Raw genomic sequence first — 12,902 nt, 5'->3', positions numbered from 1 at the left:
TCTACATTACGTAAGGAATGTTTGATTGGAGGCGAATGTCGATGTTGAACCGTGTTATTCTTATCGGCAGATTGACGAGAGATCCGGAGATGCGTTATACCCCGGCAGGCGTTGCGGTTACGCAATTCACGCTTGCAGTAGACCGTCCGTTCCAAAGCGGCGGAGAACGGGAAGCGGATTTCATTCCGGTTGTTACCTGGCGTCAACTCGCTGAGCTATGTGCGAATTATTTGCGTAAAGGTCGTCTTGCGGCGGTGGAAGGTCGCATTCAAGTGCGGAACTACGAGAACAACGAAGGCAAACGCGTCTATGTGACGGAAGTAATTGCCGATAACGTTCGTTTCTTGGAATCCAATCGTGAACAAGGCGGACAGCGCGAAGAATCGGGCGGCTTCGGCGGCGGTGGCGGTCAAGGCGGCGGCGGCAGCTATGGTGGAAACCAGGGCGGCAGCGGCGGCGGAGGCAATTATGGTGGCGGCGGCGGTTCTTACGGCGGTGGAAGCCGATCTGGTGGATCCGGAGGATCTTCGCGGAACGACAATCGTGATCCGTTCTCGGATGACGGACGCCCGATCGATATTTCGGAAGATGATTTGCCATTCTAACTGAAAGGACGGATGAATATGAGCTTCAAGCAAAGAGAAGGCGGCGATGAGCGTCCAGAACGCAAATTCGGCGGTCGTAAAGGCCGTAACAAACGTCGTAAAGTTTGCTTCTTCACGGCTAATAAAATTTCGCACATTGACTATAAAGACACGGACTTGCTCCGTAAATTTATCAGCGAGCGCGGAAAAATTTTGCCACGCCGCGTAACAGGAACAAGCGCGAAGTACCAACGTCTCCTGACGATCGCTATCAAGCGTTCCCGTCAAGTAGCGCTCCTGCCTTACACAACAGAATAGTCTTCCCGCGTACATGTACGCTTACGGAAGATCTAACGGAACAGCCGACTTTGTCGGCTGTTTTTGTTTTTCTTGGCATTGTAAACGACTGCAGCTGCTGTCGCTCTAACTGTGATACGAATCAAAACAACTGCGACTGGCGTTCGGCATACTCCCCGATAAGCGGCAGCTTAAACCAGCGTCCACGCATGGCGAGTGCCATCATGGCAATCCAGAGGATGACGCAGAACGGAGCGAAGAAAATGCCAATAATCCACCCGATAATCGGCAGCAAGCCGAGCACAATATTGATTACCATCAAGGCGATTGAGACCAGAATGGACTGGAGGGCATGGAACTTCACGAATCGGCTTTGCTTCTCCCAGACAAGAAAAATAACACCTGTAATGCAAAGGCCGAAATAGCAAAGCAGACCAACCAGCCTGGGGTCCATTCCGGTCGATGAACGGTCCGGCATATAAGGCTGCATAAGACTTGTCTCCCTTCCCGAATATGTCCTAGTGTTACTTATTCGTTAGTAAGGCAAACTATGCCCTCAAGGCTTGGCAAGTGACACGCGATCGAACAAACTGTCAGCGGGATTCACCAAACCTTAAGCATCCAATCGTTACCAAGTTGTAACTTTCGTCTTGGCTATATCGTTTAAACTAAAGGCGATCCGTTTATATAGATAAAGGAGTTAGGGGTTAAGCCATTCATGACACAACAACAAGAGGCACGTACATCACGTAGATGGAAATGGGTGGCTGCGCTGCTCGCTGTCGTTCTTGTATCCGGCGTTGCCGGATATGCCAATCGTACGCGGCTGGCGTCATGGGGATTCGATCTGTTCTTCGCCGATCAGGTGAAGGAGAAGCTCGATCACTCCTACAAACCGCTTACTGGACGTGAAGCCAAACCGATTGCCACCTACAAGAAGGAAGAGCCGCTATCGTTGCTGCTGCTCGGCGTTGATCAACGCGAGGATGAGATCGGCCGGTCGGATACGATGATCTATACCGTCATTCGCCCGGAGGACGGAACCATTCTGATGGTATCCATCCCGCGAGACACGTACACTCCTATTGTAGGCAAGACGAAGAAGAATGGTGATCCGTGGGAAGACAAAATCACGCATGCCTATGCATTCGGCGGCGCGAAGATGTCGGTGGAGACGGTAGAAAACTTATTCGGCTCCCGCGTGGATCACTATGCGACGATTAATTTCAATGGATTCCGGAACGTCATTGACGCGATAGGCGGCATCCCGCTGCCGATCACGGAAGATCTCGTGAATGATGATCCCGACCATGAGAAGTTCGTCGTCAAGGCAGGGCAGGATGTGTACAACGGCAAGGACGCGCTCAATTATGTCCGTTACCGCGAAGATGCGGGAGGAGATAGGAGCCGGACGGAAAGACACCAAGTATTTTTGAATGCCATTATGGATAAGGCGTCTCAAGTCAATCAATGGTCGAAAATACCTGCACTCATGGACATAATGGGAGATAATTTTACGACCGATCTGACTTCTACCCAAATCATTGATTTGGCCAAAATCATGCTGAAATCGAACCAGCGGACGATCTACAGCCATACCTTAAAAGGGGAGGGGCATCGTAAATCGAGAGGCGGGGCGTGGTATTATTTTGCCGATGAAAATGATTTGGCGGCTGTGAATGCGTTAATCGAGGCTTGGCTGGATCCAACCTTGAAGAGCAGTCAGCTGCCGTTGCCGGATGAATATAAACCGAAGACACCGCCTGCTGGATCGCCGAAGGGAAGCGGCGGGACGGTCAGCGAACATACGCAGTCTTAAATAGAAGCAGAACGGATCGGATGTCTCCAAGGCTTAAGCTGGCGGTCAATGCGTCATTCCAAGTCTTACGGCTTGCAACGCAAACCAATGCCGCGAGAGGCCGACTATATATGAAATAGGGAGATCCTTTCATGAATATTGCGTTTTTCTTATTACCGAAGCAAGAAGTCGTATGTCTGCCGCTCGAAGCAACGCTGAGGCAGACGCTGGAGAGAATGGAGCATCATCGCTACACGGCTGTACCGATCCTGGACCAGGATGGTTGTTATGCGGGCACCGTGACGGAAGGCGATTTGTTATGGCATATGAAGAACAATCCCGAGCTGACATTCGAGCAAACCCACCGGGTGAAGCTAGCCGATGTTCAGCTTCGCCTTGCGCATAAGGCCGTACGTATCGATGCGAATATGGATGACCTGATTACGCTGGCGAAGGTTCAGAATTTCGTACCCGTTATCGATGATATGAACCGCTTTATCGGTATCGTTCGCCGGAGCGATATTATCGATTACTGCGAGAAGACGATCGTGAACGGCGGCTTGCCCATGAAAGAAATCGCGGCCGGATAACGTTTGCGTTGGCGACTTCATCGTAGTAGGATAAAGGAAACAGTTGGTAATAGGGTATGAGGCCGTCCTCCTGTGAGGGCGGCTTTTTTTATGAAAACAAGCGATGCAGATGTGTACACAGGAGGCGTTAGAATGAGTAATCATGAAGAACGCAAGAGAAGCAGCGGCCGAGGCTCCATGCGCGGACTGTTGACGCTTGCGGTTGTGCTTATTATCGCATTCGGCGGATATTTGGCTTACTCCTTGTTACAAGACGGCGGCTCTGCCCCGAAACAGCAGCCGAATGAGACGGCAGAAAACAACGAAGGATCTGGCGCAAGTAATGGGACGAGCGGCGCCGGACAAGCTGACGAGGGTGAGGACGGAATCCCTGAGGCAGAGAGTGACGGTAGCGGGCAGGTACAGCCTCTTGATCCCGCCGCAGAACTGGAGAAGACGGTGACCGAAGCGGATCTCGCCAAGCAATACGATATCGTCATTACCGGCGGACGTGTCATTAACCCGGAGACCAAGCTGGATCAGGAAGGATTGAATGTCGGCATTACCGGAGACACCATCGAGGTCGTGACGGCCAAGCCGCTTCAAGGGAAGAAGGTTATCGACGCGACCGGCCTCGTCGTATCGCCGGGTTTCATCGACAATCTGTCCTATGACCCGAATCCGCTGGGCGTCTGGCAAAAGATCGGCGATGGCGTCACCTCCAATATTGCGATGCATGGCGGCACGTCGACCCCGAAGGCTTGGTATGCGCATTATGAGCGGGACATGCCCCCGGTTAACTTCGGCGCCTCCTTCTTCTACACGCAGGCGCGCAACCAATTCAAGCTAAGCCGTTACGAGGCAGCGAAGCCGGAGCAGATCGCCAAGCTGCGCGAGCAGGCGGAAGATGCGCTCAACAACGGCGCTCTCGGGATCTCGTTCAGTCTGGAATATGTGCCGGGCATCTCGAAGGAAGAGATTATTCCGTTGATGGAGCTTGCGCAGGAGTATAATGTGCCGGTGTATTTTCACGGGCGGTATTCCGATGCAGAGGCACCGGGAACGGAGCTTGAAGGGACGCAGGAATTGATTACTTACGCGGAAGAGACGGGCGCGGCTGTCCATATTGACCATATTAACAGTACGGGCGGAACGTTCTCGATGACGGAGGCGCTCAGCCTGATCGATGCGGCGAGGGCGCAGGGATACGATATTACCGCATGTACATACCCGTACGATTACTGGGGTACCTACCTGAATTCGGCTCGATTCGACGAGGGCTGGCAGGACCGGTTCCGTATTTCGTACAATGATCTGCAGATTGCCGGCACGACGGAGCGCTTGACCGAGCAGACCTTCCGGCAATATCAGAAAGAAGGCAAGCTGGCCGTCGCTTATGCGATTCCGCCGCAAGCGGTCATCGACGCCTTCAAGGCGCCGTACGTGATGATCGGCAGCGACGCGATTCTAGAGCCGGGCCACAACAACCACCCCCGTGCTTCCGGGACGTTCGCGCGGGCAATCGGGCTCTACGTGCGCGAGCAGCAGGTTATGTCCTTGATGGACGGTATCGCCAAGCTGAGCCTGATGCCGGCGCAGCGGCTGGAGAAGCAGGCGCCCGAGCTCCGCAAGAAGGGCCGGATCGCTAAAGGAATGGACGCAGATATCGTCATTTTCGATTACAACACGATCAATGACCGTTCGACGGTGGAGCAGCCGGATTTGATGTCGGCAGGGATCAATGTGGTGATTGTGGCCGGGCAAGTCGCGCTGGAAGACGGCAAGTTGAACAAAAAAGCGCGCCTTGGTGAGCCGCTGCGCAGCCAATTCGTCCGTGTCGGCGCTCAGACGGCAGCGAGCACGCTGCAATGGGAAGGCAAGAGCTATCCGGTGCTGTCCTACAATCAGGCCAGCTACGTCGATCTGGCGGCGCTCGGAGAGCATGGATACTCGCTCACGTGGGACAAAGTGACGAGTACCTTCACGGTTGCCCAAGGCAGCGCTGCAGCGGGCACGCAGAGCGCGAGCACGCCAAGCGAAGCGCCGAAGCAAGGGATGCTCATGCTGCAACGCGGATATGAAGCTCAATTCGGCGAGGTAAAAGGGGAGCTGCTCTCGATCGGCGACCGCGCCTTCGTGCCGATCTCGTTCCTCGCCGGCATCGGATTGAAAGCCGAAAATGACGGCGACGCATGGATGATCGAAGCGTGACAAATAGCGCATCCGGCTAGTCAAGGGCGTTCTCGCGCATCGCGCGGAGCGCCTTTTTGCCATAGCAAGGCTGAAGGGGCTCACGGGAGGGCGCGCATTCTCAGTTGCGCTTTGTTTTATGGTATAATGGGGATTAAAGTTTAATTGCATAACCTAAAGCTGCAAGAGGTGAACAGGTTGAAAACCGGCATGAAATCTATTGTATGGAGCGCGTTGCTGCTGCTAATGCTGCTAGCCATCGCAGTTCCGCTGCTTAATGTCCTGAGCGTAATCGTCATTATGGTTCCGGCGGTTATTCTGTACGTGTCATTAACCAGAAAGGCTTTTGCTATTCACATGCTGGTTGTCTACGGCATCGCATTGGCTGTGCTAGGTCCCGCATCGCTTATCGTCGGCTTGTTCTTCTTGGTGCCCGCCATCGTAATGGGTCATCTGTACAAGAAGCAGGCGACGGCACGCAAGGTGCTGACGGCGACGATGTTGACGCTGCTCGGCGAGCTGCTGCTGGAACTGGTGCTATTCGACATTCTGTTTGGCGTATCGATGTTGGATGAGATCAGCGATATGATGCGGCAGACGATGTCGAACATAAGCGCGGAAGGCATGATGCCCGCGTATATGACCGCAGATGTGACGGATGCCTTCATCCAGACGCTCATTCACTCCATCCCAATGACGCTCATCGTCGTCGCGTTCCTGTACACCGTCATTACGCATGCGATCGCAAGACCGACGCTTGCCAAGGCAGGGTACACGGTACCGAAGCTGCAGCCAGCCCGCGAGTGGATGCTGCCGCGAATTTTCGTTCTTTATTATCTCATCGTTTTCTTAGCTGATATGGTCGTGTCCGATCAGAACAGCTCGTTCCTGGGCGTCGCGCTGCTTAATCTGGCACCGCTCATGCGGATGGCTTTCTCGATTCAAGCTATCGGATTTTTCTTCTTTGTCGCACATGAGCGCGGCTGGAACCGGATCGTTCCGATTCTGCTGGCAGCCCTCATCGTCGTATTCCCGCCACTGTCGATGATTGGGGTATTCGATACCGCATTTCCGATCCGCAGAGCGTTCAAGAAACCGTGAGTACAGGGGCGAAGTAGCGATGCCGAAGTTTCTGATGAAAAGATGGCACGGCATGCACCACTTGTGGGCGTTCGTGCTGATGCTGCTGCTGACGGTGGCCCTGGCTTGGTTCGAGTGGAAGCTCGGCCTGCTGGGGCTTGTGCTCTCAGGCGCTGTAGGCGCCTTCTCATGGATGGCGGAGCGGGCGTTCCGGCGTGACCTGAAGTCGTATTTGGCGACGCTGTCTTACCGCGTGAAGAAGGCCGGCACGGAAGTGATCAGCGACCTGCCGTTTGGCATTATTTTGTATAATGAAGAGAAAACCGTGGAATGGCATAATTCGTTCGTGACCGATATGTTCGAGCGGGAGTCGGTGATCGGGGATTCGTTAACCGATCTGTTCCCGGCACTGACGCAAGCGAAAGACAAGGAAGGGACGATGGAAGTCGCCATCGGTTCGTCGATCTATGAGTTGATGTTCCGCTTCGAGGAGCGGCTGCTGTACGTGCGCAACGTGACGCAGCGCTGGGAGCTGGCCAGAAGGTATGAGGAAGAGAAGCTCGCCCTTGGCATCGTCATGATGGATAACCTCGAAGAGGTGACCCAAGGAATGGATGACCAGCAGCGCAGCATGCTCCTCTCCAAGGTAACGACGGAGATTACCGAATGGGCGCAGAAGTTCCAGGTTTATCTCAAAAGGTTGACCAGTGACCGTTATCTGATCGTCACCGATCAGCGGACGCTGAAGCAGCTGGAGCTGTCGCGCTTCGTCATTCTCGACGAGGTGCGGGAGATGACCGGCGATCAGAAAATCCCGATGACGCTCAGCATCGGCTTCGCGGCCGGCGCCGAGACGATCGTGGAGCTCGGTCAATGGGCGCAGACCAGCCTCGATATCGCGCTCGGGCGCGGAGGCGACCAGGCAGCGGTCAAGGTTGGCCAGCGACAGTCGTTCTACGGCGGCAAGTCCAACGCGGTGGAGAAGCGTACCCGCGTGCGGGCAAGGGTCGTCGCGCATGCGCTGCGCGATCTGATCAAGGAAAGCGACAATCTCGTGATCATGGGCCACAAGATGCCGGATATGGATGCAATCGGCGCGGCGATCGGCGTGATGAAGGCGGCTCAGCTGTTCAACAAGGAAGCGTTCATCGTGCTAGAGGGCATCAATCCGGCGATCCAGAAAATGATGGAGAACCTGAAGGAAGACGAACGTTTCGCCAAACGGTTCATTACGCCGGATCAAGCGACCAACCTGATCGATTCCGGTACGCTGGTCGTCGTCGTCGATACGCACAAGGCTTCGATGGTCAAGGAGCCGCGGCTGATACAGCAGGCGGATCGGATCGTCGTCATCGACCATCACCGTCGCGGCGAGGAATTCATCAACAATGCGATTCTGGTCTACATGGAGCCTTATGCTTCCTCGACCTGCGAGCTCGTCACCGAGCTGCTGCAGTATATTCATGACCGCGTCGTGCTCGACGTGAGGGAGTCGACCGCTTTGCTTGCGGGGATTACCGTCGACACGAAGAGCTTCTCGCTGCGTACGGGCTCCCGCACGTTCGAGGCTGCTTCGTTCTTGCGCCGAAGCGGGGCGGATACGTCGATGATCCAGAAGATGCTGAAGGAAGATTTGGCCGAATATATCAAGAAAGCCGAAATGATCAAGCATGCGGAGATTATGTTCGAGCATGTGGCGATCGCTGTGACCGAGCCGGGGCGCAAGTATTCCCAGCTGCTCATCGCGCAATCGGCGGATACGCTGCTCAATATGACCGACGTGCTCGCCTCCTTCGTCATTGGGGAGCGGCAAGACGGGCTGATCGGCGTCAGCGCCCGTTCGCTCGGGCACATGAATGTGCAAATCGTTATGGAACGCATGGGCGGCGGGGGTCATCTGACCAACGCGGCGGCTCAGATAGAAGGAACGGTCACCGAGGTGTCCAATCGACTGAAGCAGGTGCTTCAAGAACTTGATGAGGAAGAGGGGTTATTCGAATGAAAGTAATCTTTTTGCAAGACGTAAAGGGCCAAGGCAAGAAGGGCGAGGTTAAGGAAGTATCGGAAGGCTACGTACGGAATTTTTTGCTGCCTAAGAATTTAGTGAAACCTGCATCAGAAGGCAACCTCAAGACGTTAGATATTCAGAAGGCAGCCGAAGTGAAGCGCAAAGAGAAAGAGAAGGAAGATGCGCAGGCACTCGCGGCGAAGCTCGGAGAACTTACCGTCGTCGTGAAGACGAAAGCCGGCGAAGGCGGCCGCGTATTCGGCTCGATCACGAGCAAGCAGATCGCCGAATCGCTCGAGAAGCAAGGCTACAAGATCGACAAGCGCAAAATCGAGCTCGCCGAGCCGATCCGCGCCATCGGATTCACGAATGTTCCCGTGAAGCTGCATCCGGAAGTGAAAGCAACGCTTAAAGTGCAGACAGCGGAGGAATAATACTCTAAGGGTAAAGGAGACAAGCGAACAATGAGCGAAGAACAGCTGATGTTTGACCGTGTACCCCCGCAGAATACAGAGGCCGAGCAAGCGGTCCTGGGCGCTGTCTTATTGCAGACAGAGGCTCTGGTTACCACGATGGAACGGCTGCGCAGCGAAGACTTCTACACGCCGTCTCACCAGTTGATCTATGAAGCCATGATCGAGCTGGGGGAAGCGAATCAGCCGATCGACCTTGTCACACTGACTGCCCATCTGCAAGGCAAACAACAGCTCGAAGAGGTCGGCGGCGTCAGCTACTTGGCGAAGCTCGGCAACGCCGTTCCGACGGCGGCGAACGTGGATTACTACGCGCAGATCGTCGAAGAGAAGTCGCTCTTGCGGCGGCTCATCCGCACCGCGACGCAGATCGTCTCGAACGGCTATGCGGCAGCCGACGATATCGGCCTTATGCTCAGCGACGCCGAGCAGCGCATTCTCGAGCTGTCCAACCGCCGTTCGAGCAGCGGATTCATCTCGATCCGCGAGGTGCTCATGGAAGCCTTCGAGAAGGTCGAGCAGCTGTATTCGAACAAAGGCACATCGACCGGGATTCCGTCCGGATTCATCGATTTGGATAAAATGACGGCCGGCTTCCAGCGCAATGACTTGATCATCGTGGCGGCCCGTCCTTCCGTAGGTAAGACGGCCTTCGCGCTGAACATCGCCCAGAACGTCGGGGTCCGCGCCAAGGAGACGGTCGCGATCTTCTCGCTCGAGATGAGCGCCGTGCAGCTCGTAAACCGGATGATCTGCGCGGAGTCGAACGTCGATGCGGGACGGCTCCGTACGGGTTACCTGGAGGGAGACGACTGGGAGAAACTGACGATGGCGATCAGTGCCTTGTCGGAAGCTCAGATTTATATCGACGATACGCCGGGAATAACGGTCGCCGACATCCGGGCCAAGTGCCGCCGCCTGAAGAAGGAGCGGGGCCTCGGCATGATTCTGATCGATTACTTGCAGCTCATCCAAGGCCGCGGCAAGGCCGGCGAGAACCGTCAGCAGGAGGTCTCCGAGATCTCCCGTACGCTGAAGCAGATCGCTCGTGAGCTCGAGGTGCCGGTTATCGCGCTGTCGCAGCTCAGCCGTGGCGTCGAGCAGCGTCAGGACAAGCGCCCGATGATGTCCGACCTTCGCGAATCCGGATCGATCGAGCAGGATGCCGACATCGTTGCCTTCTTATACCGTGACGACTACTACGATAAAGAATCCGAGAAGAAGAACATCATCGAGATCATTATCGCCAAGCAGCGTAACGGTCCGGTAGGGACGGTGGAGCTGGCGTTCCTGAAGAGCTTCAACAAATTCGTCAGTTTGGACCGGACGCATCAAGAGCCGGGGCAGGCCTCATAAAATCAATTATTTGTGGTTCGAAGTTGCGACAATCCCGAACAATCGTGTGTAAGCCCATGCGATTGTTCGGGATTTTTTGTTGACTTTGATTTTTAACATTGCTACACTAAGACTGCTGCCATACGAACCTGGCAGTAATTTTCGGTGTGCACCTGCACCGAGTGGGGGTATGAGCATGTCAACGGTAGTTGTTGTCGGAACCCAATGGGGAGACGAAGGAAAAGGAAAGATTACGGACTTCCTCGCGGAAGGCGCTGACGTGGTCGCCCGTTATCAAGGCGGTAACAACGCAGGCCATACAATTATGATCGGCAACAAGAAATATAAGCTGACGATGATTCCGTCCGGTATCTTCAATCAGAATAAAACTTGTGTCATCGGGAACGGCATGGTTATCAACCCATCCGCGCTCATCGATGAAATCAACTATATACATGACAACGGGTTCTCGACAGAAAACCTGCGCATCAGCGACCGCGCGCACATCATTATGCCGTACCATCTCGTGTTGGACGGTCTGGAAGAAGAGCGCAAGGGCGACAACAAGATCGGCACGACGCGCAAAGGCATCGGCCCATGCTACATGGACAAAGCTGCGCGCAACGGTATCCGCGTAGCGGATCTGATGGATGCGGAAGAGTTCGAGCAGAAGCTGCGCCGCTTCGTAGTCGAGAAGAACCAAGTGATTCAACAAGTGTACGGCAGCGAAGGACTGGACGTGGAGAGCATTCTGAAGGAGTTCCTCGGCTATGCAGAGGTGCTTCGTCCATACGTCACCGATACGTCGGTCGTGCTGAACGATGCGATTGACGGTGGGCAGAAAGTACTGTTCGAGGGCGCGCAAGGCGTCATGCTCGATATCGACCAAGGTACATATCCGTATGTAACTTCGTCGAATCCGTCCGCTGGCGGCGTCTGCATCGGTTCCGGCGTAGGTCCGTCCAAGATTCAGCAAGTCATCGGCGTAGCCAAAGCTTACACGACTCGCGTAGGCGACGGCCCGTTCCCGACTGAACTGGCGAACGAGACTGGCGATTGGATCCGCGACCGCGGCCATGAGTACGGTACGGTAACAGGCCGTCCGCGCCGTGTCGGCTGGTTCGATACGGTCGTTGTCCGCCACGCACGCCGTGTCAGCGGCATTACAGGTTTGTCCCTCAACTCGCTGGACGTATTGTCGGGCCTTGAAACGGTCAAGATCTGTACGCACTACAAGCTTCGCGGCGAAGTGATCGAGCATTACCCGGCGAGCCTGAAGCTGATCTCCGAGTGCGAGGCAGTCTATGAAGAGCTGCCAGGCTGGAGCGAAGATATCTCGAATGCGAAGACGCTCGATGACCTTCCAGAGAATACGCGCCGCTACGTTGAGCGCGTATCCGAGCTGACAGGCATCCCGATCGCGATCTTCTCCGTCGGCCGCAACCGCGAGCAGACGAACCAAGTTATGCCGATCTACGTCTAGTCGATCAGAAGATAAGAGCAGCGAGCAATCGCTGCTCTTTTTTGCGTCCAGGGGGCATCAGCGGATAGGGCAATAGAGGGGAGGGTGTAACATTTTTAACCAGGCCTGGTGAATGGTTCAAGTCCGCGATGCGCATACTAAGAAGTATGAATTGGGGATGCAGGCGCCCCTCCCAAGGAGGTACGGCGGTGCATTCGCACGCGGAGGATGATCAAAATGGGTTGGAAAATGGCAAGCTGGTTAGGGAAGACGGTCGCGGCAGGATTAATCATCAGCTTCTTATCGATCTGGACGACGGGTTACATCGTGAACAGCTACGTGGAGACGCTGCTGAAGCAGTTCAACCTGCCGCTCGAAGTGCAGCCGGTCGCGCTTAGCGGGGTATGGGGCGGCTTATGGGGAGCTGACCCGGTGGAGGAGAAGGAGACGCAGACGGCTGAGACGGACAAGGATGAACCTGCGGATAAGGCCGCGACGGAAGATCCCGCTGATGAGGACAAGACCGGCGAGAAAACGGCGGTAGACGGCAGCGGAACTACGACAAGCCCTACGTCGGATCTTGACGAGACCGCCAGCGGAACGGATCCGGCAGCGGACGAGGATAGCGGCAGCGATCCGCTCGCAGTCGATGCCTTCGGCGATCTGCCGGATGGCGCGGTAACGGATATCGGCGGCGGGACGGGGACGAAGGCGAACAGCGGGGCTACGGCGGATGACGGTGCTTCTGCGCTCGATGAGGCGTCAGAGGGCGGCGTGGCGATGTCCACGGAAGAAATCAATGCGGCCAAGAGCCAAATTAGCGATGCGGACAAAGCCGAATTGTTCAATGTCATGATGACCAAGCTGCCGCAAGAAGCGTGGCAGAACATCTCGACGATGATGGAGGAAGGGCTTACGGAAGTCGAGATGACGGATGTGCAGCAGCTGATCGCGCAATATTTGAGCCGGGAAGAGTACGACCGGATGATGGAGATTCTGAAAAAATATTAATGTTTCATAAAGGGCGATTTGTTTGATCGCGTCTTAGCGCGTGTGATACAGTATAAAACGGAGCCAATCGATGTAGAAATTTGATGTCGAAATCG

12 protein-coding genes are annotated in these 12,902 nt (G+C 55.1%); 11 read left to right on the top strand and 1 reads right to left on the bottom strand.

Going from position 1 to position 12,902, the window contains the following annotated elements; genetic code table 11:
- Positions 1–41 precede the first annotated feature (41 nt).
- A complete protein-coding gene (ssb, locus tag FHS18_RS14515) occupies positions 42–605 on the top strand; it encodes a single-stranded DNA-binding protein (protein ID WP_183600774.1) in 564 nt (187 codons plus the stop codon).
- A gap of 18 nt (positions 606–623) precedes the next feature.
- Complete coding sequence (gene rpsR / locus FHS18_RS14510) at positions 624–902, top strand: 30S ribosomal protein S18 (RefSeq protein WP_183600773.1); 279 nt, start codon at positions 624–626, stop codon at positions 900–902.
- 121 nt (positions 903–1,023) lie between these two features.
- Here rpsR and FHS18_RS14505 read toward each other — a convergent pair whose 3' ends face one another.
- Positions 1,024–1,371, bottom strand: coding sequence for a DUF4870 domain-containing protein (locus FHS18_RS14505; protein ID WP_183600772.1), 348 nt, complete (start codon positions 1,369–1,371; stop codon positions 1,024–1,026).
- A 228-nt stretch (positions 1,372–1,599) separates the two neighbouring features.
- On the opposite strand from FHS18_RS14505, the gene FHS18_RS14500 reads away from it, so the two are divergent.
- The 9 genes from FHS18_RS14500 to FHS18_RS14460 all read left to right on the top strand — a co-directional run bounded on the left by FHS18_RS14500 (position 1,600) and on the right by FHS18_RS14460 (position 12,807).
- Positions 1,600–2,700, top strand: a complete 1,101-nt coding sequence (locus tag FHS18_RS14500) for an LCP family protein (RefSeq protein WP_183600771.1) — start codon at positions 1,600–1,602, stop codon at positions 2,698–2,700.
- Positions 2,701–2,831: 131 nt separating this feature from the next.
- Complete coding sequence (locus FHS18_RS14495) at positions 2,832–3,269, top strand: CBS domain-containing protein (protein ID WP_183600770.1); 438 nt, start codon at positions 2,832–2,834, stop codon at positions 3,267–3,269.
- 132 nt (positions 3,270–3,401) lie between these two features.
- Positions 3,402–5,459: an amidohydrolase family protein gene (locus FHS18_RS14490; RefSeq protein WP_246427642.1), complete on the top strand. Its 2,058-nt coding sequence runs from the start codon at positions 3,402–3,404 to the stop codon at positions 5,457–5,459.
- A gap of 189 nt (positions 5,460–5,648) precedes the next feature.
- The gene (locus FHS18_RS14485) at positions 5,649–6,539 is read left to right on the top strand and encodes a DUF2232 domain-containing protein (protein ID WP_183600769.1); all 891 of its coding nucleotides are present in this window, start codon (positions 5,649–5,651) and stop codon (positions 6,537–6,539) included.
- Between the two features lie 19 nt (positions 6,540–6,558).
- Complete coding sequence (locus tag FHS18_RS14480) at positions 6,559–8,520, top strand: DHH family phosphoesterase (protein WP_183600768.1); 1,962 nt, start codon at positions 6,559–6,561, stop codon at positions 8,518–8,520.
- Positions 8,517–8,960 (top strand): 50S ribosomal protein L9, encoded by a 444-nt coding sequence (rplI, locus tag FHS18_RS14475; protein WP_183600767.1) that lies wholly within the window; start codon positions 8,517–8,519, stop codon positions 8,958–8,960. The genes FHS18_RS14480 and rplI overlap by 4 nt, the downstream gene beginning before the upstream one ends.
- 30 nt (positions 8,961–8,990) lie before the next feature.
- Positions 8,991–10,355 carry a replicative DNA helicase gene (dnaB, locus tag FHS18_RS14470; RefSeq protein WP_183600766.1) on the top strand — a complete coding sequence of 455 codons (1,365 nt, stop codon included), beginning with the start codon at positions 8,991–8,993 and terminating at the stop codon, positions 10,353–10,355.
- Between the two features lie 175 nt (positions 10,356–10,530).
- Complete coding sequence (locus tag FHS18_RS14465) at positions 10,531–11,817, top strand: adenylosuccinate synthase (protein WP_183600765.1); 1,287 nt, start codon at positions 10,531–10,533, stop codon at positions 11,815–11,817.
- A gap of 216 nt (positions 11,818–12,033) precedes the next feature.
- On the top strand, positions 12,034–12,807 hold the full coding sequence (locus FHS18_RS14460) for a prolipoprotein diacylglyceryl transferase (protein WP_183600764.1): 774 nt from the start codon (positions 12,034–12,036) through the stop codon (positions 12,805–12,807).
- Positions 12,808–12,902: the final 95 nt, after the last annotated feature.

It is taken from the genome of Paenibacillus phyllosphaerae, assembly GCF_014192105.1.
Lineage (GTDB): Bacteria > Bacillota > Bacilli > Paenibacillales > Paenibacillaceae > Paenibacillus_Z > Paenibacillus_Z phyllosphaerae.
This window is presented reverse-complemented; position numbering and strand designations above follow the sequence as displayed.

Bases quoted from the DNA above. Each gene is read 5' to 3' on its own strand.
- FHS18_RS14465 (WP_183600765.1), top strand. From the start codon at position 10,531: ATGTCAACGGTAGTTGTTGTCGGAACCCAATGGGGAGACGAAGGAAAA.
- rplI (WP_183600767.1), top strand. From the start codon at position 8,517: ATGAAAGTAATCTTTTTGCAAGACGTAAAGGGCCAAGGCAAGAAGGGC.
- dnaB (WP_183600766.1), top strand. From the start codon at position 8,991: ATGAGCGAAGAACAGCTGATGTTTGACCGTGTACCCCCGCAGAATACA.
- FHS18_RS14480 (WP_183600768.1), top strand. From the start codon at position 6,559: ATGCCGAAGTTTCTGATGAAAAGATGGCACGGCATGCACCACTTGTGG.
- FHS18_RS14505 (WP_183600772.1), bottom strand. From the start codon at position 1,371: ATGCAGCCTTATATGCCGGACCGTTCATCGACCGGAATGGACCCCAGG.
- FHS18_RS14500 (WP_183600771.1), top strand. From the start codon at position 1,600: ATGACACAACAACAAGAGGCACGTACATCACGTAGATGGAAATGGGTG.
- FHS18_RS14495 (WP_183600770.1), top strand. From the start codon at position 2,832: ATGAATATTGCGTTTTTCTTATTACCGAAGCAAGAAGTCGTATGTCTG.
- FHS18_RS14490 (WP_246427642.1), top strand. From the start codon at position 3,402: ATGAGTAATCATGAAGAACGCAAGAGAAGCAGCGGCCGAGGCTCCATG.
- rpsR (WP_183600773.1), top strand. From the start codon at position 624: ATGAGCTTCAAGCAAAGAGAAGGCGGCGATGAGCGTCCAGAACGCAAA.
- ssb (WP_183600774.1), top strand. From the start codon at position 42: ATGTTGAACCGTGTTATTCTTATCGGCAGATTGACGAGAGATCCGGAG.
- FHS18_RS14460 (WP_183600764.1), top strand. From the start codon at position 12,034: ATGGGTTGGAAAATGGCAAGCTGGTTAGGGAAGACGGTCGCGGCAGGA.
- FHS18_RS14485 (WP_183600769.1), top strand. From the start codon at position 5,649: ATGAAATCTATTGTATGGAGCGCGTTGCTGCTGCTAATGCTGCTAGCC.